This window comes from Sphingobacteriia bacterium (genome assembly GCA_017304685.1).
Lineage (GTDB): Bacteria > Pseudomonadota > Alphaproteobacteria > Rickettsiales > 33-17 > JAFKLR01.
The window spans coordinates 839,587-865,136 of sequence record JAFKLR010000003.1 but is presented as its reverse complement, the minus strand read 5'-3'; the positions used below and the strand labels follow the sequence as shown (position 1 = coordinate 865,136).

Genomic DNA, 25,550 nt, shown 5'->3' with positions numbered 1-25,550 from the left:
CTTATTTATCAACAATTAATAATAAGTTTTAAAAATAGTTTATTTTTTAACTTTTGTGTTGTAATATTATTATATAGATATAAATTTATATAGTATTATTACCATGGCTAAAAATAGTAACACTGATCAAGAAAGGCAAAAAGCCGCAAAAAAATTAGTTAAGGAAGGTAAAATAACCTTTTCCTTGGATTTTTTACTATTTCCGGAAACTATACAAGCTTCTTCAGCTAGAGAAGCATTAAAGATACATATTGAAAATAAAATCCAAAATTCTTCGTTAAAATATTTATATGACGGGGTTTTAAAAGATAATAGGTCAAAATTACTAAATGACATTGTTGATAATGTAATTAAGAATAGTAATAAAGTTAACGGAGAATTTTGTTTATTAGATGAAAATAATAAATTTTTAGATTTTGCGGAAGGAGCCCGTAGATTACTTATTAAAGAAAGAATAATCACTCTTGATAATACTGAACATAAGGGTGATGGTAAAGAAATAAAAAATTATAAATTACATGAAAATGCTCTTAAAAACCCTCAAATTCAAAAAGATGTTGAAGATTTAGGAGCTGAAGTTGTAATCAAAAAACTTTTAAAGGAAAGAGCTGAAAAAATTAAAAAGGAATTTTCCTTAGAAAACATTATAGAAGAATTAAATATAGAAGTTAAAGCTTTAAATTCTGTTCAAAGAAATCTAGTAGAAAATGAAGTTAATGCAGCAATTTTTGAACAACAAATTCAAAATGTAGAAAAAGCTGTTAATATTTATAAAAGTAAAATTGAAAAAAATGCATTGTCGAGTACAGAAAGAGAGAAGCAAGCTTCAGAATATGCTTTTAAACAATTTGGTGTTAAACTTAGTGCGTATAAAACTGAAGAAGAAAATGCGACCGAAATACTTAATTATGTTAAAAAAGAGTTTAAGGATTTTTTAGCAAAAAATAAAATTTCAAAAGAACAATATATACAAAAAAATAAAGAAGAAAAAAACACTTTAATAGAACAATTTAAAAAAGAGCAAATTAATAAAGGTTTTAATTTAGGTGATAATAGGAAAGGTTCAGGAAAAGCATGGAATATATTTAAGGATTATGTGTTTCCAATAATTGGGCCAATGGCACTTAAAAGATTAGGATTAGATTTTACCTTATTAAATGGTAATAATGGTTTAAATTCATTTTTAGGATTACAAAATTCTCCTATTGCCACATTAAGTAATTTGCCTGAATTTTCGGTTTATCTTCCTGAAAGTAATCATAAATTAAATGCTACCTTAGATAAATTACTTGCAAATGAAGAAGTGATTTTAAAAGATGCAAGTAAACCTCTCTCAGAAGATGATAAAAAAGTTGTCGAAATAATTAAAAAGACAAAAAGTAATCTTGGATTAATGGAAGAAAATAAAAAACAATATGATGAAATATTAGATTTTGTTAACAGTAATTATGAAGAGCTTTCAAATATTGTATATGATAGAGTAGGTGAATCACTACAAAATAATTTAGTAAAATATTCTTTTAAAGCTCAGGCTCTTCCATTATTTGAATCACCTAAATGGAATGAATTAAAAGAGAAATATGGATTAGAAATCAGTTATATTATTGCTTCGCAAATTGAAGAAAATAAAACTAAAGGCAATCAATTTCAAGTTACATCTGCCTTTGAAAACACTCTTATGAGTCAAATTTGCCTTAATAACATGGTAAAATATCGCGAGGCATATATTGCACGGAATAACCTTTTAAATCCAAATAAAATTGCTGAAAATATTCGCTTAATTAGTAATATTTTTATAAAAAACCAATTTAATGATTTATCAGAAAATATCGATAAAGGTATATTACCTAGTATTAAAGCAGCTAAAGATTCTGCCGTTGGAATGGTTGGTAGCGCTATTGAAACAGTTAAACAAACTTCTTCTAATACTCCAGGAATAATTAAAAAAGCTGCAAATTGGATAAGTAATAAAGCATCTAATACTGTAGGTGAGGGAGCTAGTTTAATACAACAAGGGCTTCAAACTGGAAATAAAGCAACAAAATTTGTTACAGATACCTTGAGAAAAGGTGAGATAGTTCAAGGAGTAGAAAAAGAAGGTGGATTAATTTCTACGCTTGTTAATGCGCCCCTTGATGCTCTTGATAGAGTGGCTGACATTGCGGAAGGTGTTGGTACTGTTTTAACTACAAAGGGTTTTTGGACAAGTTTCTTTGCTCCTCCTAAAGAAATGCTTGGTAAAGCCGCTGAACAGGTTCAAGAATACGCGAATGTTGCAAATGAAGGAATTGATCTTGCAACTAAATATGGGAATTATTTAACAAATGTTGTTGGCTTAAAAGAACTTTTACGTTTAACAGCCAATAATGCGGTGAGCGTTAAATATTATAATGGTGAAAATAATGAAACGCATAAAGCTATAACAGCTTTACAAGGGATAGATTTAGTAAATGGTTTCTTAAAAGCTATAAAATCAGAAGAGTTTAAAGAAGCTGCTAAAATTACAGGCGGAGCATTTGCAAATTTCCTAACAACTAATAGAAAATTATTTGTTGAACTTGCTACAGATTTTGGTTATCCAAATTTAGAAAAAGCATTTGAAAAGGGATTGACGAGCGAAGAGGATAAAACAAAATTAAAAGAAGGATTTAGAAAGTTTGTTAATGATTTTTTTGAGAATCAAGTAATAAATGCTGATAATATCGGTAATACTATTGAAATAATTAATAAACTGATTCATACAGAAGACCGAGATGTTTTTACCCTAGTAGGTGAAATATTAAATGATGGAAATTTGAAAAAAACAATTAGTGAAAATAAAGAATTTGTAACTCAAATTATTAAACTTCAAAAACATGCTATTGCTCCTCAAATTAAAGAGCTTCAGTTATTTAAATTATCAAAAAACTCAAAATATAATGAAGAAAAGCTTGTAGACTTAATAATTGATTTGGTTCCTGAAACCGCTACAAATGAAAAGCTTTTTTCTGTATTAAATGGATTGAGTGAAATAGCTAAATCAGTCACTGGTAAAAAAACCGAAGTTACAAATGCTGTTCTAAAAGCGAATGTACAAGCTACAATTGGCCAAGTATTTGATATACTTGCTGATTTAAGACTAGATAGAAAACTTACAGATAATAATGAATTTAGAATATTATTTAATGATGAAAATAATGAATATAAAGAAGTAATTCAGGAATTAATTGAATCTCAAATTTTACTACAAGCATTTCCAGATACTAATGAAAACCTAGAAAGCTTAAAAAATAAATTTAAAGAACAATTTGGTATAGATTCTTCTCTTTTAGCTGCTCAAGGTACTAATCTTGTAATCAACTCTTTTGCTTCATCAGATGATTTAACTAAAAATGAGAAAATAAAACAAGCTCGTGAAAATTTAATTCGTGAAGTTGTAGATTTATTTGATTTTGAAATTAAAGAAAAAGGTAGGGCTACAATTACTCCAACTCAGGAAAAACCAAGTAAATCTAATAAAAAGAAGGCAGCTTTAATTGATGAACCTATTAGTATTGAAATTAATAATAATCAATCACTAGAAATTGGCTTAAATAAAGACGTTAAGAAAAAAGCTAAAAAGGTTATGGAAGCTATTCAAGGAGTGATTAAAGAAACTACTGATGTTAAACCAGCTGATGAAATTAAAGTAAATTTATTGATTAAAGATTTTATTTTAAATAATAAAAATAAATTTGAAGCCGAACAAGAGATTAGAGGAACGCATTATAACGATGACGCTAGCGTTATTGATAAAATTTATAATAATTTAAGTAAAGATGATATTAATAATCATCTTATTCCATTAGTTGATTATGTAACAAAAAACCTTCTTACTTCAAATAATTCTAATAATAATTTTGCGAAATTAGCCGAAGAACTAATAGAGGGAATAAAGGACCCAGAAAATAATAGAGGTTTAAAAAAATCAAATCTACTTGAAATAGTTAATAATGTTTTAAAATCAGTTGAAAATGTACCTGAAAAAGAAAAGAAAGCTATGCAAGACCATGTATATGTTTTATTGCAAAAGGTAGTATTTACTAACGATGTATTCCAATTTAATGTTTTCAAAAATCCACAATTTAAAGAAAATGATTTTAAAGAATTGTTACCAGTATTAGTTGAGGCATTAGCAGATTTGGGTGAATCTATAGATAACATTGATCGTATGGATTATGATAGTGATTTCTGGAAACCTATTGTAGGTACCTTCCTTAAAAAATTATCGGCAGAAGATAATAATGGTGTTAAAAACCTTATCAATGTCCTTAATGACCCTAATAAGGCTAAAATTGTTGATGGATTTATTAAAAGTATAAAACCAATCAGAGAATTAGGTATTACCAGTGGCAATTTATTCAAGGCTTTATCTAAACCAGAAAAAGCAAAAGAAATAAATGAACTTTATACTAAATTTGTAGATGAAAACAATGTTACAGCTAAAGGGGTTTTCAAAGCTCTTAAAATAGCAACTGTTGATTCTGATATAAGATTTTATACATTAAAAGCTATTGGCTCAAAGATTGGTGCAGTTTTTGAAAAACTCGCTGCAGCATGTGGTAAAGATAGGGTGTTTGGAAAAAGCATTAACTCAGATTTTTTAAGTGCTGCCGTTAATAAAGCTGAAAAATTATCTAATGGTGGAAATACTAAATACGATCTTGGGCAACTTATTGCAGAAAATCCAAACTATAACAAATTACCTACAGTATCTCCAACTAGATCAATTCTTGATAAAAGAGATTTTAGAAAAATTGTTTTTAAAACTGATGTTAGAAATTTAAATTTTGCTGGTTTCAATTTTGCTAAAGCTAAAATTAATATTGAAGATTGGAGTAATGTGCTTTTTAGTGAAGGATGTAATTTTAATAAAGCTAGTTTTTATATTGGAAATCCGAACGCAAAAACTCAAGATTTAGTCAGATTAAAAGAAGTGGTTGAAAATAAGCTTCTCTCAGGAGCTATTAAATTTAGTGATAAAGAGTCTCTACAATCGTTCTTAGGAGCTTTAAAGCATAATAATATAAATATTAATCAAAATATAATCCAAGCTCTTGATAACCAAATGTTTAGAAAGCCAATTAAAGAGGTTTTTATAATTCTTGAGTCTAATAATATTAAATTATCACCTGAAGTTAAAGAAAATATTCTTAAAAGAGTAGGCGGCGAAAATGCAAGCCTATATTTTGCTGATTTTATCCATCTTTTAAAAGCAGAAAATATAGAATTATTTAATTATCATACTAAGCCTGGCGTGTTAAAACAAGAAGTTGAATTTAATGCCTACAAATATCCTATGGAACATTGGTTTAAAGCTTTAAGTGATGAAGGTATCCAGATACCTCTATCTGCACAAAAAGGTTTAAGTCGTGAATACAAGGGGCATGAGGTTAATTTTAATCAATTTGCCACTATCCTTAAGATTAAACAAGTGACATTAAAGGATAATATTGGTAATAGGCTTGAAGAAGAGCAAATTAACAATTTAAAAGAAAAGTTTAAAAGTGATAGTGCTAAATATAAAGATATAAATGGTTTAGCTGAAAAAGAGCTTATGAACCGCGTGAAAAAAGACTTTGAAGGTAGTATGGGGCAGCTAAATAAAAAGGGTGAGAGAAGATTTGGTTTCCTAAAGCCTGTAGATAAAAATAAAGGTCAAATTATGGATAGATAAAGCTTGTTAATAAAAACATGCTTTATTTCCAAAATAAATTTCAAAAAATACTTGCTAATTTTTAAAATGTTATTTATACGTATGTGGAGTGTTGCCCGCGTGATGGAATGGTAGACATAACGGACTTAAAATCCGTGGGGCTTTACGCCCTTGCCGGTTCAAGTCCGGCCGCGGGTACCATTCCTAATTCATTCCTTTAGAAATATCTATCTCATTTACCAATAAATTTTTTATTACTGCAATAGCATTTTGATATGAATGAGTATGTTTCATAGGAAAGCTAATTTTATTGTTATGAGAAAGTTTTTGAAGAGTAGGAAGTACTTTACTTAAAACTGTAATATTTTTCCATACAGCTTCTTCTTTTAAAGAAAAATTCATTATATCTTTACTATTACTTTCAATATTAAATAGTGCTTCTAAACAAGTGTTTTTGCTTTCCTTACCCTTAAATCCATAAAATATTTCATGTAAATCCGAATTATTAATTCTTGATTCAGGTAATTGCATACCATTTAAGGTGTTTACTATAATATTTAAACTATTAAATATAGCTTTATCTCTAAGTAAATTTTTACCTTTATTTTGAGGTTGATTATTTACAACCTTATTTAATGCGCTAGTTACACTAGCTTCAGTGATATCTTTAACAGTTAGTTTTTTACTAGTTTGAGCGAATTCCATGCCACTTATCGAACTAAATACTTCAAAAAACCTATTTTTTAAAGACCCACTTCTGATATCATCTACAACTAAATTTACAAATAGGGGTACTAAAACCATTGAAGTTTTTACGACAAAGCTATCGAGATGAGGGGCAATTGTTACTAATCCTGCCTCTAATGTATTAACAACTGATATGAAAGCTGGAGAATTTGCAATAGCTGATGTTGCTGTAGCAAGTAGGCCAAATTTTACACATACAAGTGTTATTACTCCGAAAAGGGCAATACTAGTTGCAATAATTGCAAAAGTTTTTAAATTTGAATGGTTTAACTGAAGTAAGTGCTTTTGTGCTAAAGGTTCACTAAGATTTAAAGTTGTAAAGGTTATTTCTTCAGCAGCTTCTTTAATATTTTCTTTTTCTTCCTTTGTTAAATTTGAGCCTTTTATTTCTTTTATAAAATCTATTAAAGCTAGTTCTAAATTATTTTGGAAAGCTAAAACATCGATACTATCTTTCCCTACTTTAGATTCTATAATACAGTCTTTAAATTGGTTTACGAATTTACTTAAGGCTAAGTTATATTTAAGGTTAGATTCTAATTGTTTCTTATTAAATAAATTTAAAAATGAAACAAGTTGATTATCAGGGTCGCTTTTTAATAAATCACTTAATAAATGAGCAGTATCCGATTGAATTTCATTAATCTTATGTTGTATAGCTATATCTTGCCAGTTAGATGTTGGTGGTACATGTTGAAATTGCGCTTCTAAACCTTTAGTAAGTAAATTTTGAAGTTCATTTTCAGTTATGTACTTTATAGTATAAAGAGTTTGCTCAACTATTGTATTAATAAATGAATCATCTATTTCTTTCTTTTTTGACATGATATGTACTCATATATTTATGTATATATTAATATTTTAACTTAAGTTTAAAATATGAGCAATATAATGTTATGATTTCGATATAATTAAATATTTAAAATAAAAAGAATACCCCCTTGGTTTTTTGAAATAAGGTTTACTTCAAAATTTATGTAGTATATTAAGTGGTAAAGGGTTAAATAAAAATTTAAGTTGTTGATTTAAAATTAAATTTTAAAAACTTATAAGATAATTATTAGTATAGGCTAGCCTATTTTAATTAAATTAAAACCTTAATTTTTTTGCGCAAAAATTTTAATAAGATTTATGTATAAACTCAAATTCCAGTAAAAATTTATACATAAAGGTATATTAATGAATTAAAAATTTTCTGTCAAATGCACAGGCCGATTTTTATATTCATTAAATCAATAGCTTAATAAAATGATCAAATTTTGTTAAAAAGGATAAAGAATTGTTGCTTTTGGAGGGTTACTCATTACGAGTTTATCAAGTTCTCTAAAAGAAAATACAGCTTTTCCTTCATATTTTGGATTGTTATTAGAAATGATGGTTCTAAATTTACCTTTTTTACTAATTGCAAAACAAAAAAAGTTTAAATCATTTATTTTATTATATGAACCTTCAGGAATTTCTAAATGCTTTACAAAATTTGTTGAGTTTCTTAAACAAATTGTTGAATATTGTTTGTTACCACTATAATTATGGTGGGTTATAAAAAACTCGTTAAATATATTGCTAAATACCATGCTTGAATATTCAGGTATAGAATCATATACTAAACTTAGTGTTTTCTTTTGCTCATTAAAATTCTCAGCAACCCTAATTAAATGTTCTCTAATTTGAGATTCTAATTTATATTTAGTGTAGATAGTATGATCTTTTAAATTGTAATGAAGAAACATTGTATAAGCAAAGGCTTCAGTTGCGATTGCATAAGATAATTTTTCAATAATTTCTTCATCTTTAATATCTTTTGCTGTTAGCGCATTACTTGAATTACTCAAATTAGAATGATAAGAAGAATAAAATTGAGTTAAAATGGATGATAGATAAGGCATTAGCTTGAAAAAATATTGTAGACCATAATTAGAGGTATGATCATAGAAATTTTCTAATTTTTGAAGTAAAGGTTGAAGGTTTTCAATCTCGCTAACTTTTCCATATATTTGTGTAAATACATTATTAATTAAATTTAAAGCGTACTTACTAATGAAAAAAACAATCACTAATAAGAAAGCTTTATATAAAATATGGGAATCTATAAGGTTTTTTAAAGCTGCTTTTCCATTTTTGTCTTCGATATTTAAGAATTGTTTCCCACATATCTGAGTTATATATTCTTTAATAAAATTATTATCAACATTAGCATTATTAAAAGTAACTTTTAAAAATTCTTTTAAATCATTTTCTAAAGTTTCTTTGAAAGGAATAGTATTTTTAATATTATTTCTAATATTTAATCTAAAATTTTTATAAAACTTATCTAAAGCATTTTTATATTGTGCAGATAATTCTGACTCATTCATTATAATACTCTTAACGTATTCATTTAAAAAATCAAAATTAAGTAAAGGTTGTTCATCATTATTTTTTTCTTTTAAGGCTATTAATTTTTTTAGCAGATGAATATGTTGATGATTTTTTGAAACAATTTTTTCTTTAACATAAGAATTATATTCTTTTATTAATTTATGCGCAAAAGATTCGCCAAATGTTCTTAATACTTGCGAGGTAAAATCAACGGTAAATTGTAAAATTGGTTGAATGAAATCGTTAAAAGTATACATGAAATAATAAGTAAAATTAAATTTCTGTATTATTACTAAAAAGTTAATTATTTGTCAATAATTATAATGTGCTTACCCATTTTTAAGCTCTAAACTGCCTTGATAATCGAAAATTTCTAATAAAAGTCTTAAATTTTCAGTATGTTGCGGAGGGTAATTATTAATTTCATGTTGAGCAATTTCAAGCAAATGTGAATCACGAGGGAATTCAGCAATTCTAAAGCTCATATCTCCACTTTGTTTAGTTCCTAAAATATCTCCCCCGCCGCGAAGTTCTAAATCCTTTTCGGATAAATAAAAGCCATCATTACTTTCTTTCATAGCTTTTATTCGGTTTCTTGCGGTTTCGGAAACGTGAGGGCCATATAATAATACACAAAAAGATTCTAGACTACTTCTACCTACACGTCCGCGAAGTTGGTGAAGCTGAGCAAGGCCAAATTTTTCAGCGTTTTCAATAATAATGCAAGTCGCGCTTGGAACATTAACGCCAACTTCAACTACTGTTGTTGCAACAAGTATATTAACACGATCAGAAAAAGCGAATTGATCCATGATTTCATTTTTTTCCGAATTCTTCATTTGTCCATGTACCATGGCAACTTCAGTACCAAAATGTTTTTTTAAAAAATCAAATCTTTCATTAACCGAAGTTAAAGAATCATCTGTATCAATTTCCTCAACAAGTGGACAGATCCAATAAATTTTTTGTTTATTATTTAAAAATTTTTTAAGTGAAATAGTAAGTTCTTCTAATCGTTCAATGCTCATGCTGGAAGTTACAATAGGTTTTCTTCCTTCAGGTTTTACTGCAATTACTGAAACATCAATATCACCATAATTTGCAAGCATTAATGTGCGTGGAATAGGGGTTGCAGTCATAAGTACTGTGTCAACTGCTTCACCTTTTTGGCTTAAAGATAAACGTTGTTTAACACCAAAACGATGTTGTTCGTCAATTACTACAAATTTCAAATCTTTAAATATAATATTGTCTTGTATTAATGAATGTGTCCCTACAACAATTCTAATGCTGCCGTCTTCACATTGTTTAATTGTTTCTTGTTTTTGTTTTCCAGGCATTGCACTTTTTAAAAGTCCTACCGGTATATTAAATTTATCCAAAATTTGTTTAAAAGTTTCAAAATGTTGTTTTGCCAAAATGTCAGTAGGTGCCATTATGACTGCCTGACCACCCTGGCTAATTGAAGCAACCATTGAAATTAATGCAACTATAGTTTTGCCACTACCTACATCACCCTGAAGTAATCTAAACATTGGATGAGGTTTGGAAATATCTTTAAATATATCATCTAATACCTTTTCTTGATCCACAGTAAGTTTAAATGATAAATGTAATTTTATTTTTTCAATAAGTTGATGATCAATTTTGTTTAAAGATTTTACGCTTGTTTGTGAAATTGATTTACTAATTTTAATTGTTAAATGATGAGCAAGAAGTTCGTCGAAAATAAGCCTTTCAATTGCTTTTGCATGAGTTTCACTATTTTCATATTCTAAAAAATGTAATTGTTTTAATGAGGTTGCAAAATCAGGAAAATTTAGACTTTTTAAAATTCTTTGTGGCAACCATTCAGGCAAATTTGCAATTTTAATAATTGCTTGCTCTGCTAAATTGTTAATCATTTTAGAAGTTATGCCATATGTTAAAGAATATTTTGGGTCAAGCTGACTTATAATACTTAATTGTTCTTGGTTATAAAAATCAGGATGTACAAGTTGTAATTTATTATTAAAAACTGTAATTTTGCCAACAAAAAAATATTCACCATTAAGCTTAATTTTATTAATAATATGGTAGGGAGTAAAATTAAAAAACGTAAGCATTATAGGTGTTGAATAACTCAACCCATTAATTATAAGTCTATTTTTTTTACTAACCTTAAAATTTCTTGTTTCAGGTATATGAGTAATTTTAATAGGTACAATATAAGTTGTTAATGGATCAACTTTTTCATTTTCTGTAAAATATTTTTTTCTATCAACGCAAAGAGGTTTATATAAAAGTAAATCTTTTACCTTTTCAATACCAAGCCTTAGTAAAGCATCTCTTGTTTTTTCACCTACCCCTCTTAGGGTATCTATATTTGCAAATAGAAAGCTAAAGTCATTCATTTTCAGTAATTTATTAAATTTGGCACGTTATTTGCTTATTAACTTTTAGCATAAAATTTATATTAACACGAGGGTTAAATGTTAATAGCGCCAACAGGAAGTGTAATAACCGCTAATCAGCAAATTACGCAAGTACCTAATGGACAACAAGTAAACGTAGGTATTGGTAGTAATGGAATTGTTCCTGTTGATGCAAATGTTGAAATTTTAGATAGTAAGCCTAAAAATTTATTTACTGAGGCGTTAAAGCAACTTAAAGAAGGTGAGGTTATACTTTCTTCTGAAAGTTTGGAAGAGCAAAATAAATTAATTGCAGAAGAAGCTAAAAACGATGTTATTGAAGTTCCAATTCAATATGGTCTTGTTGTTAATCCGGAAATTGTTGCGCAGCAAATAAGTAATCAATTAGAAGCTTCTAACGGTGAAATAAGTAAAATTTCATTTAATGAAATAAATTTAGAAGATGCAGTGAGAGATCAAATTAATAGAAATGCTCATGGTAATAATCTAGATGTCGATTTAAATGAAAAAACTACAAGTGAAGTATTAGAATTTGAAGGTTTGCTTGATGTAAATAATAAAAAAATAAATGTAGATGAAGCTAAAGATAGTGCAGTTGAAGTAGGTAAAGTAAATCAAATAGAAAGTAATAAAATAGGTGATTTAGCTTTAAATGATACAAGTGATTTAGCTTTAAATAATACAGGTGAGTTAGCTTTAAATACTCCAACTAAAAAAGTTTTACCAGTTATTTTAAGTGCCGATTCTAACCTTGAAGTTGGTAGTAAATATCAAGCTGAAGAGGGTAATGCGCTTAAAGTAAGTGATGAATTTAAAATACAGAATAACGAACAAGATGTTTTAGGTGATAATAAAAATATTGATAAGAAAAGTAATAGTTTAGAGTCAATACCGAATCAAGAAACTGAATTAAACACAAAAAATAATAAAATCGAATTTGCTAACGTTTCAGCTCGCCAAGTAGAGAATGTGGTAAAGGAAAACATAAATAGTAAAATTGAAAAATCTCAAAATGAAATTTCCAAAATTGATAATGAAGAAGTTTCTAAAGTACAAGAATCAAATAGTGTTACAAATTTAAATGCTGTTAGAGATGATCATCGTTTTTTAAAGCATGATATAAAAAATGATTTAAATGCTATTGATAAAATTTCAGAAGCTACTTTACCAGCGCACGAACAAATCAGATTAAGTGTAATCAAAAATATTCAAGGTAATAATAGTAAAGTTGTAGTTCAACTTGAACCAAAAGAATTAGGTAAAGTTGAAATTACTATGAAGATGAATGAAGAATCAATTAGCGGAATTTCTATAGCAGTAGAAAAAATAGAAACTCTAGAACTTATTCAAAGAGATTTTAAACATTTAGAAAAATCTTTAAGTGAAAATGGCATAAAAATTGCTTCTGATAACATTAGCTTTAACTTGCGTAATGATACTAATCAGCAGGCAAAAGATAACAGAGAATTTTTAGAAGATAAAAAGGAATTCTTGAGATCTTTAGATGATATTGGAATTGATGCGAAACAAGATAATTTGATAATTCGAAATTACATAAGTGATCACGTTTTAGATATAAGGGTATAGGAGAAAAAATATGAGTGAAATTAATCAGCCAGGTGCAGTAGCAAGACTTAATTCTTCCACAACACCACATCAGACATCAATGAGACCGATTAAAAAAGATTCAAGTTCTGGTAAAAAAGAGCAATTAATGGCAGATAGGGATGCTTACTTACAATTATTATTAACTCAATTAAAGAGCCAAAGTCCACAAAACCCAGCTGATACTAATCAAATGACACAACAAATTGTAGCTATTTCTCAAGCTGAGCAAACAATAAGTATGAATGAAAATATTGAAAAACTAGTTCAAATGGAAGAAGCAAAAGAAAGAGCTGCGCTTGTTAATTACATCGGTAAAGACGTTGATTATAGCGAAGCTGTTAAAGCGCTCGGTATTGGTAACGTGCAATTTAGTTACGGAATACAAGATGATGCTGAAAGATTAAAAGTTAAAATAATAAATTCATCCGGTGAAGTTGTAAAGACTGCAGGTGTTGACCCTGCTCAGCGTAAATCTGGTGTGCATACATATGAATGGGATGGTAGAAATAATAGCGGTCAAAGATTGCCAGAAGGTTTATATCGCATTGAAATAGAAGCTTATAAAGATACTGGATCTCCTATGCAAGCAATTACTACATCAAGAGCTACTGTATTAGGAATGGTAGAAGAATTAGGAAAATACAATTTCATTTTAAGTAACGGCAATAAAATCGGATTAGATGAAATTCAAGGTATTTATTTAGCGCAACAACAAACAACAGAAGCAACTAATTAAGGAGATTTATTATGGCTTTATATGGAGCTTTCTTCTCGGGTCTTTCAGGTATGCATGGTACAAGCCAGGCAATCGCCTCTGCCGCAGATAACATTACAAACAGTAACACGGTTGGTTATAAAGCTAGTTCTGTTAGCTTTAAAACAATGGTGACAGGTTCTAGCTCTAAGAACAACTATATAAGTGGTGGTGTTCAAATCGTTAACAGAAAACTAGTTGATTATCAAGGTATGATTCAATCTACCGGTGTGGTATCAGATATTGCGGTATCTGGTAAAGGTATGATTGTCGTAAATAGTAGAAATGATGGTACCGGTGACTTCTTATTTACTCGTGCTGGTTCATTTAGACAGGATAACCTTGGTAACTTCGTAAATGCAGCAGGTCACACACTTATGGCATGGCAACTTGACAACGAAGGAAGAATTCCGGGTGAGCCAGGTAATATTAACACAATTTCAAACGCTCTTTTAGACAGTTTAACCCCGGTTAACTTAAGATCTTTAAGCGGTGCGGTAGCAGCAACAACTAAAGTTGACTTTTCAATGAACTTAGATGCAGGTGAAAGAGTATTACAAGGTGCAGGTCAAACTATTCGCATACCTTCTACTTCTACTCAAAATAGTGCTGTTAATATGTCAGACATATTAGTGCCTAATGCAAATCTACCTATTGGTGCAACTTTAAAAATTAATGATGCTGCAAATACATATACGTACACCTATGGTGGTTTATCATACAGTAATGACGTTACTCTTGGTATTATGGGTGCAACAAACGCAACTCAAGTATTTACTACAGGCTTAACTAATGGTGATAAATTTACTATTTCGACTTCTAATTTAGGAACATTAACTTATACATTTACTACAAGTACTCCAGATGTTACAAGTGGTTACTTTAATAACTTAGCAACACTTGCTCAAGCTATTAGTAACACACAAGGAATGACAGCGAGAGTTCAAAACAACAGATTATGGGTAAGTCCAATTGATGCAAATGATAATATGACTTTTGCAAACGTAGGTGCAGCGACAATGGTAGGTAGCTTAGGTCTATTTAACGTTGCAGCTTCAGCTCCGGCTATTTTAGGTGATGGTGTAGTAACATCTGAGGATATTACAGCAACACCGATGTTTGGTCAAAACACAGCTGCTGGTGTGTTTGTTGGTCCTACAGCGGGTGTTGACACTTTAACAATAACAACACCATCTGGCGGTACGTCTACTTTCACATTTAACAGCCCTCCAGGTGCAGGACAATTTGAATCACTTTCAACTCTTGCAACAGCAATTAACGCAACAGCTGGTTTAAATGCAAATATTTTAAACGGTAGATTATCAATTTCATCTGATACATATACTGACACTATTACTTTTGGGTATACTGGTACCGACTTCCCAACTACACTTGGTTTAGCTGATGCAACAGCGCTTCCTGGTAACGTACAAAGATTTACAACATTGCAGGGTCTTCGTACAATGATTAACGATACTGATACAATTGCAGCAACAACAGTAAGTTCATCAAGTGCAAATGCGAGTTTATATATTTATAATAAAAACCCATTAGGTATCATTATGTATGACTATGGGTATCCTTTACCAAATGCTACAACAAACCCTTTAACTGAATTTGGTTTGGTTCGTAACGTTGATACGCTTGCATCTAATACTGATCTTGCTAAAGGTGTTGCAACAATTGCTCCTACAGGGCCTGCTTATGATCCACTTGGTATTACAGCAGATAATATGGCCGGTGGTGATGTTGTTCCACAATTTAGCCGTAACTTTGAAGTTTACGATCCATTAGGTGCGCGTCACGATTTCAGGATAAGTTTTGTAAAAGTTGCAACTAACGTTTGGGCTGCAGAAATTTATGCTCTTGATCCTGATGACATCGTTATTTCTTCAGGTAGAACTGACGGAATGGTAGCTTATGGTAACATTACATTTAACGGTGATGGTAGTTTAAGAAACGTAACTTCTCAATTAACTGCGCCAATTACACTTACATGGACTAATGGTGCGATCGCAAGTACTATTAATTTAGATTTAGGTACTGCAGGTTTACCAGCTGGTACTGTTGGTGCTACTGTAATCGGTTTACGTGACGGTTTAAGTCAAGTTCATGCTGATTATAACGTACAATTCGTAGAGCAAAACGGTGTGTCCGCAGCACTTTTAAGTACTATTGATATAGATGGCAGCGGTTATATAATCGCAAACTATAGTAATGGTCTTTCACAAAAACTTTTCCAAATTCCATTAGGTGAATTTCCTAACTATGATGGATTGGCTGCAAAGGATGGTAACGTATATGCATCTAACCAAGAAGCTGGTGCGTTCAACTTACGTAAACCAAATAGTGGAAGTGTAGGTACGCTACAATCAAACGCTCTTGAACAAGCGAACGTAGAGCTTGCAGATGAATTAACAAAGCTAGTAGTAGCTCAACGTGGTTATGAAGCAAATACTCAAATTATTAAAACTGTTAATGAACTATTAAGAGAATTAAACAGATTATTTACTTAATTTAATACTATTAATGGATTGAGAATATTATTCTTGATCCATTAATTTCTTTCTTATTAAAAACTGCTGTTTAACTAGTGATTAATTTCTACTTAAATTTATTAATTATAAACACATTGTTTATTCAACTTTTGATATATTTATTCTTTAATCTTTAAAGATTAAGCATTAAAATAAAACAAAATTAATAATTATATAATACAAATAATAATACAAATATTTATAAAAATAAATTTTTTTACCATTGTGTACAAAATACTTAACATATTAATTTTATAGAAAAAAACTCTTGTCATAATATAAACTTAGGTAGTATTATTAAAATTATAACACATTTGAAACAAGGATTATAAATCATGATTTCAAGAGGTCTAGAAATTATACTCAATCGTGCGACCCAAATAGCAAGAGAATTTAAACATACTAGTGCCACCGTTGAGCATTTACTATTAGCTCTAATGGAAGATCCGGAAGTGATTATCGTACTTCGTGGATGTGGTGTTAAGCCTGAAGGTATTATTGCAAGATTAAAACAATTTCTTGCCAATCTTCATCCAAATTCATCAGGTCTTAAATCACCAGCGCATGTAATTTTATCAGAAGGTTTACAAAGAATTATTCATAAAGCAACAATGAGTGCGCAAACTTCTGGTTTAAAGGAAGTTAATTGTGCAACTGTTTTATCAGAAATTTTTTCTGAACATGATGCATTCGCAGTGAATTGTTTGTTAGATCATAATTTAACTAAATTAGACGTGTTAAATTTCATCATGCATGGAGTTACTAAACACGATTCTATTCCAAATAATTACAATGTTAATTTTGGCCATAATTTTGAAAATAATGGGAATAATAATCCACAATTACCAAATAATAATAACTCTAATAATACAAATAATAATAGTAACAAAAGTCATGAAGTTAAACCTGAATCAGTTACACCTCCACCAATTAGAGAAAATAAAGGTGCAGTAAGTCCATTAGATTTATATTGTATTAATTTAAATAAAATGGCTTTAAGTGGTGAGATTGATGTTTTAATCGGTAGAGAAAAAGAAATTGAAAGAACTATTGAAATTCTTTCAAGAAGAGGGAAGAATAATCCATTATTTATAGGTGATCCTGGAGTTGGTAAAACAGCTTTAGTTGAAGGACTTGCTTTAAAAATTGTTAAAAAACAAGTTCCGGGTCCACTTCAAAAATCTGTTATCTATTCATTAGACATGGGTTCATTACTTGCAGGTACAAGATATCGTGGTGATTTTGAAGAAAGAATAAAATCAGTAATTAGAGAAATTGAAAAAATTCCTGAAGCTATACTTTTTATTGATGAAATTCATACAATTATAGGTGCAGGTGCAACATCGGGTGGTTCATTAGATGCAAGTAATCTTTTAAAGCCCGCTTTAACTCGTGGTGCATTCAGATGTATTGGTTCTACAACATTTAAAGAATATAGTAATCACTTTGAAAAAGATCATGCGCTTGTTCGCAGATTCCAGAAAGTTATTATTGAAGCTACTTCAATTCCTGAAACAATTAGGATTTTATACGGAATTAAAACATATTATGAAAAATTCCATAAAGTTACTTATGAAGCAGGTACAATTGAAGCTGCTGTAACCCTTGCTGACAGATTTATTAATCAAAAACAATTACCAGATAAAGCTATTGATGTAATTGATGAGGCAGCAGCACAAGTTAAGCTTACACATACAGGAAGAAGGAAAAAAGTTGTCGCAGTTTCTGATATTGAAAAAATTGTATCTAAAATTGCTAACGTTCCAACTCAATCGCTTTCAAGTGATGAGTCACAAAAACTTATGTCTCTTGAACAAAATCTTAAACGTACAATTCATGGTCAAGATAAAGCAATTGAAGCTTTATGTTCTGCAATTAAATTGTCACGTGCAGGTTTAAGACATAGCAAAAAACCGATTGGTTGTTATTTATTCTCTGGTCCAACAGGGGTTGGTAAAACAGAGCTTGCAAAACAACTTGCTCATTTTATTGATATGGAATTAATTCGTTTCGATATGTCAGAATATATGGAGAAACATTCAGTTTCTAAACTTATTGGTACCCCTCCAGGTTATGTAGGGTTTGACCAAGGTGGTTTATTATCTGATTCTGTAGATAAAACTCCTTATTCTGTAGTGTTATTCGATGAAATTGAAAAGGCTGATCCAGATATTTATAACTTATTATTACAGGTAATGGATTACGGTAAACTTACTGATCATAATGGTAAGCATATAAATTTCTGTAATACAATTATTATTATGACATCAAACGTAGGTGCATCTGAAGTAAGTAAAACTCCAATTGGCTTTACTCGTGATGTGACACAAAATGATTCTAAAGCTGCGATTAATAGAGTGTTTACTCCTGAATTCTTGAATCGTTTAGATGCAATAATTCCATTTGATCCACTTAACTCATTTACTCTATCTAATATCGTTAACAAATTTGTTGATATACTTAAACAACAATTATTACAAAAAGATGTTCATTTAGTTCTTTCTCCGGCAACTCTTGCCTATCTTGCAAGAGAAGGTTATGATCCAACCAATGGTGCAAGACCGCTTGAAAGAGTAATTGATTCGACAATTAAGAAAAACCTTGCAGACGAAATCCTCTTTGGGCGTTTAAATAAAGGTGGTGAAGTGTATGTTGATTATGTCGATGGTAAAGTGAAAATTGATATTAACAACATGAATAAAGTCAAATTAGTAGAAAGTTAAAAGCTACAAACTATTAGTTTATAATTTTAAAGAGCCTAGAGAAATTTAGGCTCTTTTTTATTATTTAATTTAATTAGTTGTATAATAAAAATTAATAATATATAACTACCTATAGTTGTATTAATTATTTTATAACTTTCCAATTATTATATGAAAAAAAATTATTTTTATTCAATAGAACAAAGCGAACGCTTTAAATACTTCTTTAATATAGCAGAGTATGAAAAATTTTTGACTTCCCATAGTATTATTTTAAGTGAAAATAAAATGTTTATTTCTAATAAAAATACTTGGCACAAAAAACTGGAGGAAAAGAAATTTGAGGATGCAGAGTTTAGCCTGGAAGAGTGTGAAAAAATTTTTTCAAATGTACAAATGCATTTAAATATTTTGATAAAATTATTAGAGCAAAATAAACTATTTGAAGAAGCAAAAAGTTTAAGAATAAAAAATCAAAATCCCTATACCTCATTTTTTATAAATTTTAGTGAAATTGATAAAATAAAAATTTATCATGAATATAGAAAAGATAGTAGAACAAATGGGAATATTATTCCATATGATGATTTCCAAATTCCCCTTTTTAATAAAAAAGCCCTACAAATATTAAAAAGTCGTATTACAGATTATAGTGTAAAAAATTATCCTAAATTAATAAAGCAGGGGAGTTTTATAGCAATGTTCGGGGTTACAGTCTTTAGTATTAATAGATTTTTTAGTACTAGACAATTAAGGTTATTAGAATTTGTGCCTTCTTCTATTGAAAAAGAGGAAGTATATAATATTAATGAAACTACCGAAATTAGACGAGAACAAATATCAAATAAAGGTAGTTCCATTAATAGAAATTTTAATTTATAAATTAAAATTATTTACTTCTATGCTTTGTAACTTGGTTTATAACAAATAGAGTGCCAGTTTTTTTACCGGTTGCAAGATCAATTCCCTTGTAAGATTTACCTTCAGCTCTTGCATCAATATTTGCATCTTTAACTTTAGCTCGTAATCCGTTATTATCTGATTGGATTTTAAGGCCTGATTGAACTTTTTCTCTGGTAACCCTAGGGTAATTTTCTAAAGTTTTCCTAAAAGTAGTGCCCACTTTCTTTTCATCTATATATACGTAAAATACACGTTGTGGATTTTGTTCTTCAATTTTCATTACTTCATCATCAGTAGATAAAATTTCTTTCCCATTTTCCAATGTCCATTTTATTACACCATGATTAGCTTTTCCTGATGAAAGTTCCTTTTTTACCTTTGTTTGATATTTTTCAAGAAGGAAAGCTAATTTTGCATGTCTTTCATCTGCTTTTTGTTTAGCAGTTTTTCCTTCAAATTTACTTGGTTTTTTTATTACCTCAGGTTGGTTAGCGGTTAAAGGTTTTTCAATTTCACTTTCTAAATTTACTGCAACAGTTTTTTCTACAATGTCATTTTCAGTTTTGGTAATAGCATTTGTATTATTAGTAACTAATACATCGGTTTGATTAGATTCTAATTCATTAACTTCATCAATACCTAGTATTTTGTATAATTTGTGTTTGTAAACCGGATCCTTAGAAGCAATTTTATAGAAATTTTTACTCGCTTCAGTATTGCCAATTAAGTCATAAGTTATTGCAAGATGATATGCATATTCCGGACTTTTTGTGATGTCATATAAATGATTTAAAGCTTCTATAGCTTTATTAGGCTGATTTAAAACTGTATATAATTTAAAGGCTTCATTTTCAACTGCAATTATTTCGTCTTTTTCTAAAGAATTATAAAGCTTTCTAGCTTGGCTAATTAATTCCTCAATATTTCCAAAATTTGTATTTGGAAATTTTATAGTACTTAAATTATATGTAATCTTTAATTGCATGCTAATTTTATTAGCATAAAGCATATTTGAAGAAATTTTAAAATCACACGTATTTAAAATCTCATTTGCTTTTAAAAGGAAAGAAATAGCTTTATTTATATTTGTATTATTAATTAAAACTATAGCATATTCAGTTAAAATTTGTGCTTGATATAATTCGATTAAGTTTGTTTTTTGAATAAAATGGTTTTTTGATTTTAAATTTTCCAATTCATTTATATAAGAATCGCATTTACTAATGTTTATACTTGATAAAGATTCAGTATATATTTGCTTAACTTTACTAAGTACCTCATTCTCTGCAATCATTTTTGTATATTGTTCTTCACTAATATTAGAAAGAGGTTGTAGGTGTTCACCATCTATCTTTTTATTACTAAAAACTATATCAAATTTTTTCTGGAATATTTTACTAATATTTGAAATTTCTTTATTAGTTTTATAATATTCAAGAAGCTTTTCGTAACTTGTCTTATCATTAGTATTTAAATAATAAGAAAATTTAATAGTAGCTATAATTAAATTAACTTGATAAAAAATTTCAGGGTCTGCTATTTTTTTTAAAACAGTATCACTAAGTTGTTCAGCTTCTTTAACCAATCCCTCTAATTTTTTAGCATCTGCTGGGTTAGCTACATAATTTAAAGCGTAAAATTTATTTGCTAATTTATATAGAGGTAAAGCAATTAATATTTCTTTAAGTAATGGTAAATCTTGCTCTCTAAATTCAATTAAATTACTAAAGTCAGGTTTTTGTTTACTTGTTTCTGTTTTTAACTCTTCTAATTCTTTAAATATTACTTCTAAATTATTATAATACTTTTCTTTAGACCTTTTTGTAGAAGATAATTCATCAATAATATGTAGGATTGTCTTTATGCGAAAATATAATGTATTAATAGTAGGTTTAAACTTTCTTTTAAGTTCAAGAAAGCTACTTTCAGCACTTTCAAAATAATTTAAAGATTTTTCCTCGTTTCCCTTTCCTATGACTTGGTTATAATAATAATTACTTTTATTATTTAAATAAATCTTATAACAAAGTGAATAAACACTGGAATTATCTGATTTTTTGAAAAAGTTGTCCATATATGAATATAGGACTTCTAATTTTATAACTTTCGTTGCAAAATTATTTTCATGGTTATTGGCTAAATGTCCTGCTAATGTTATTAAGAAATATATTATCTCACCATCTGTATATTTTAGTTTTTCTCTTAAATCATTTACTGTTTCATTTAATTTATCTTGTGCATATTTGTTTTTTTCTTCGTCATTACGGTTTTGACTAATTTTTTCTAAAGCAGTTAAAAAATTCTCGTCTTTTAATAAAGCACTGATTTTAACATAACCTTCAAAATATTTATTAACTTTATTATAATCTGTAATATTTGAAAATGCTTGAGACTTTTGGGCTGTTGTTCTTTTTTTCATAACATTTAACTCTATAATTATTAAATTTTAATTAATATTATATTAATAAATTGTTAAATGTCAAATAATATATTAAATATTTTACTAAAGATTTACTTAACATATTTATTAGTAAGACAAATATCTAATGGTCAACTTTTAAAATTACCGTGAGTTCTTACCTTATTAATATAAGCAAGATTACTTGATTTTTTACCTGTTTCCACGTTTATTCCTTTAACTACCCTACCACACGCCCTTTTATCTTCAGTAGTTTCTTTAATTTCAGCCCATAATTCGTTATTTAAAGTTAATAATTTTAATCCTGATTGTATGGTTTCTCTAGTTATTCTAAGGTTTTTAAGTAAAACATCTCTAAAAGATGAATCTACTTTTTTGTCATCTATATAAACGTAAAATAAACGATGGGGATTTTGTTCTTCAATTTTAATTACATTTTCATCAGTGGAAAAAACTTCTTTCCCATTTTTTAATGTCCATTTAATTTTAGTTTCTTTACCACTAAATAAACTTAACTTTTTTAAAGCGCTATCTTTCCATTTTTCATATATGGCTTTTGCTCTCGCGTTTTTTTCTTTACTACGTTGTTCGTTACTTTTTCCAATAAAAGCTTTTTTTTGAGTGGGAACATCTTTTTCCTCTTCAATAATTTCTTCTACCTTAACAGTTGTAAACGAAGGCATATTATTTAGAGCTTCATTTGGTTCAAGTTGAGTGCTTCCTTCTTTTGCTTTACTGTTATTTTCAATTTGAGTAGAAGTACTTATTCCAAAAAATTCTTTTACTTTTTGTCTATAAAAAGGGTCTTTAGCCGCTATCCTAAAATACCATGTACTTTTAATAGGGTGATTACCTATGAAATCATACATTGCTCCCAGTTTGTAGGCGTATACAGGATGTTTAGTAAATTTATGTAAATACTTTAAAGACTCTAAAACTCGCTCAGGTTTATTTAAAAGTAAAAACAATTTATAAGCTTGTTCTTCAATTAAAATAATTGCTTCTAAAGATAAAGAATCATAAATTTCCCTTGCTTGCTCAATTAATTTTTCAGTTTCAGTATAATTAATAAGCTCCGGGTTTAATAATCCCATATTATAATTCGTTATTAAAGAAAGCCTTATTTTAGCTCCTAGAGTCTCATTCAATTTTATTTGTAAATCACACGTCTTTAGTATTCCTCTGATTTGACATAATATTTGAATAACTTGATTTTTTATTATTTTATTAAAAGAAGAATCACGCGCTATAAGGTGTATTTTATGTAAAAGAAGTTCTGCTTGCGATAAATCAATCATGTTAGTTTTATCAAGAAAGATATTTTTATTTTTTTCCTTCTCTAAAAGCTCAATATATTTATCACATTCATTATAATTCGTATTTTTTAAACCTTTTTGATGAATCGAAATAACATTATATAATAATTTGTTTTGAAATAATAGTTTTATACCTTGTTCTTCAGTTAAATTTGATTTTTTATTAGAAGGCGTAACATTAACCCCTTCAAAAAACAAATCAAATTGATATTTAAAATGATTATAACTTGCGTTTAGATACTTGTTATTTTTTAAATATTCTAAAATTAAACTGAAAGCTTTTTTATTATATGTAGTAATATAATAAATTGCTTTAATCTCTAAAATTAATAATATTCCTTCATGTTTAACATTATCATTGGTAAACTGATTTAAAGATTTATCTTCAAACTTTATAGCTTCCTCATAAAGATCTTTAATTTTATTGCTATTACTTTTATCAGAAATATCTAAAGAAATTATATTTGCGAAAAGTCTAAACATAGGAATTAATAATAAAATTTCCTTTTTTACTAATTCATCTAGAGGTTTACTATTAAAATTATCAAGTGCAGTAGGCCTATTGGGAAGTTCAGCTAAAATATTATTTATAGTAATTAAATATTTGTTTGAGTCTTGAAAATTATATTTTGCATTTTTTAGTTTTAAAATTCTGAGATTTGAAATTATACGCCAATACTCTATAAATATAGTTACTGTATATTTTTTATTTACAAAGCTTCTATAAATTTTCTCAAAATCATCAAAATTTCCTAAAATTTCTTTTTCTTTATTAGAAGAAGGATGAGTAACTAATTTAAATTTATATTGTAAAACGTTACTTAAATAAATTGGGTGTAAAATTTCAAAGGTGGTTTTAGCGTACGTTTCTTCAAAAGATTTTTTTATAATGTTTTCTAAATTATTTATAGCAGTAACCTCTTTTTCATTTTGAATATTAAGAGTATGAATCAAATCACCAAATACCAAAATGTGAAAATAAAGTTCTTCAGCTTTTGTAAGTTTAGCCTTAATTAAATGTTTTAAATAATCCTCAGATTTATTTAATAGTATAAGCTTATATTCCGTATCGCTATTAAATAAATTATTTACCTTTGTAAAATTTAAACTTGCATCACTTGCTATAGCACTTTGTTTATCAGCAAGAAATTGTTTAATACTTTTCTTTTTTGACATAATAAATGTTCGCATTATTAATTATTAAATTTTATTTAAAATTAAGTTAATACAGTGCAAATGTCAAGAGTAATGTTAATAAGTTTACAAAGGTTTTATTTGATTCAATGCTAAATAGTGTTATGATTAATTTAACCACAAATCTTCTAAGCAAAATAATACTTTAAACAACTAAAGTATTAGAAGTTCTTGATAAATAATTAGATTTTACATTGTTAACCTTTTACTAGGAGGATTAAATGTCAAAATATAGAAAAGGTTCTAAAGTTTCCTGGAAATGGGGAAAAGGTACTGCTGAAGGTAAAATAAAAGAAATTTATACGGATAGTATTAAAAAAAGCCTTAAAGGGCATCAAATTACTAGAAATGGATCAAAAGATAACCCGGCTTATTTAATTGAGCAAGAAAACGGCTCGCAAATAGTTAAGCTTCATAGTGAACTTAGTTAGAGGTAAATTATGCCTCGTCCATATGATAATTTTGACAGAAAAAAATATATATTTAAGGCAGAAATAAACTATCGTCAGAACCCTGAAGCATACAGAGTTGCTAAAGGAGAGCAGGGGGTTTTAATCTGTGAACCTTATAAAAGTGAAATTTTACCTTATTGGCGCTTTGCAAAACCTGAAACGGCTAAAGAAAGTTCTGAAAAAATATATTCTTTATTTGAAGAATATTTAAAAAATGATGATTTTATAGGTGCAGATATGGCGCGGAAATTTCTTCAAATGGGATTTACTCGCAGCAGACGTTATTACAATTATAAGGGTGGTAAAAAATATAGGGATAGTTCAGGGGAAATGTTTGAGCGTAATACCGGTGACCCTGAGAAAATGCAAAGCTCACTTTATTTTTATGAAAAATGGCAAGAAGCTGAAAATAATTTAATGTATAAAGAAAAGAAAAATGAGTGGAGAGAAAAATGGGGATAGATTAAATTTC

Annotated in this window: 13 protein-coding genes and 1 tRNA gene; 9 read left to right on the top strand and 5 right to left on the bottom strand. The window is 28.4% G+C overall.

Annotated elements, in window-relative coordinates; translation table 11 throughout:
* Window positions 1-103 precede the first annotated feature (103 nt).
* Both J0H68_04045 and J0H68_04040 read left to right on the top strand, forming a co-directional pair.
* Window positions 104-5,695 (top strand): hypothetical protein, encoded by a 5,592-nt coding sequence (locus J0H68_04045; protein ID MBN8827857.1) that lies wholly within the window; start codon window positions 104-106, stop codon window positions 5,693-5,695.
* A 93-nt stretch (window positions 5,696-5,788) separates the two neighbouring features.
* Window positions 5,789-5,875 (top strand) — tRNA-Leu (locus J0H68_04040).
* A 3-nt stretch (window positions 5,876-5,878) separates the two neighbouring features.
* Here J0H68_04040 and J0H68_04035 read toward each other — a convergent pair.
* The 3 genes from J0H68_04035 to J0H68_04025 all read right to left on the bottom strand — a co-directional run bounded on the left by J0H68_04035 (window position 5,879) and on the right by J0H68_04025 (window position 11,172).
* On the bottom strand, window positions 5,879-7,246 hold the full coding sequence (locus J0H68_04035; protein ID MBN8827856.1) for a hypothetical protein: 1,368 nt from the start codon (window positions 7,244-7,246) through the stop codon (window positions 5,879-5,881).
* Between the two features lie 437 nt (window positions 7,247-7,683).
* Window positions 7,684-9,036, bottom strand: a complete 1,353-nt coding sequence (locus J0H68_04030; protein ID MBN8827855.1) for a hypothetical protein — start codon at window positions 9,034-9,036, stop codon at window positions 7,684-7,686.
* 72 nt (window positions 9,037-9,108) lie between these two features.
* Complete coding sequence (locus tag J0H68_04025) at window positions 9,109-11,172, bottom strand: ATP-dependent DNA helicase RecG (protein ID MBN8827854.1); 2,064 nt, start codon at window positions 11,170-11,172, stop codon at window positions 9,109-9,111.
* Window positions 11,173-11,250: 78 nt separating this feature from the next.
* Between J0H68_04025 and J0H68_04020 the strand changes: the two genes are divergently transcribed.
* The 5 genes from J0H68_04020 to J0H68_04000 all read left to right on the top strand — a co-directional run bounded on the left by J0H68_04020 (window position 11,251) and on the right by J0H68_04000 (window position 19,676).
* Window positions 11,251-12,780: a flagellar hook-length control protein FliK gene (locus J0H68_04020; protein ID MBN8827853.1), complete on the top strand. Its 1,530-nt coding sequence runs from the start codon at window positions 11,251-11,253 to the stop codon at window positions 12,778-12,780.
* 10 nt (window positions 12,781-12,790) lie between these two features.
* Entirely contained in the window at window positions 12,791-13,537 is a 747-nt protein-coding gene (locus tag J0H68_04015) for a flagellar hook assembly protein FlgD (GenBank protein MBN8827852.1), read from the top strand.
* 11 nt (window positions 13,538-13,548) lie between these two features.
* A complete protein-coding gene (locus J0H68_04010; protein MBN8827851.1) occupies window positions 13,549-16,071 on the top strand; it encodes a flagellar hook-basal body complex protein in 2,523 nt (840 codons plus the stop codon).
* Window positions 16,072-16,427: 356 nt separating this feature from the next.
* The gene (locus tag J0H68_04005; protein MBN8827850.1) at window positions 16,428-18,815 is read left to right on the top strand and encodes an AAA family ATPase; all 2,388 of its coding nucleotides are present in this window, start codon (window positions 16,428-16,430) and stop codon (window positions 18,813-18,815) included.
* A gap of 150 nt (window positions 18,816-18,965) precedes the next feature.
* On the top strand, window positions 18,966-19,676 hold the full coding sequence (locus tag J0H68_04000) for a hypothetical protein (GenBank protein ID MBN8827849.1): 711 nt from the start codon (window positions 18,966-18,968) through the stop codon (window positions 19,674-19,676).
* A gap of 7 nt (window positions 19,677-19,683) precedes the next feature.
* Here the strand turns inward: J0H68_04000 and J0H68_03995 are convergent, their stop codons facing one another.
* Entirely contained in the window at window positions 19,684-22,116 is a 2,433-nt protein-coding gene (locus tag J0H68_03995; GenBank protein MBN8827848.1) for a hypothetical protein, read from the bottom strand.
* A gap of 131 nt (window positions 22,117-22,247) precedes the next feature.
* Window positions 22,248-24,608 (bottom strand): hypothetical protein, encoded by a 2,361-nt coding sequence (locus J0H68_03990; GenBank protein ID MBN8827847.1) that lies wholly within the window; start codon window positions 24,606-24,608, stop codon window positions 22,248-22,250.
* 239 nt (window positions 24,609-24,847) lie between these two features.
* Here J0H68_03990 and J0H68_03985 point away from each other — a divergent pair, with 239 nt between their 5' ends.
* Both J0H68_03985 and J0H68_03980 read left to right on the top strand, forming a co-directional pair.
* Complete coding sequence (locus J0H68_03985; protein ID MBN8827846.1) at window positions 24,848-25,057, top strand: DUF2945 domain-containing protein; 210 nt, start codon at window positions 24,848-24,850, stop codon at window positions 25,055-25,057.
* A 9-nt stretch (window positions 25,058-25,066) separates the two neighbouring features.
* Window positions 25,067-25,540 (top strand): DUF4385 domain-containing protein, encoded by a 474-nt coding sequence (locus J0H68_03980; protein MBN8827845.1) that lies wholly within the window; start codon window positions 25,067-25,069, stop codon window positions 25,538-25,540.
* Window positions 25,541-25,550: the final 10 nt, after the last annotated feature.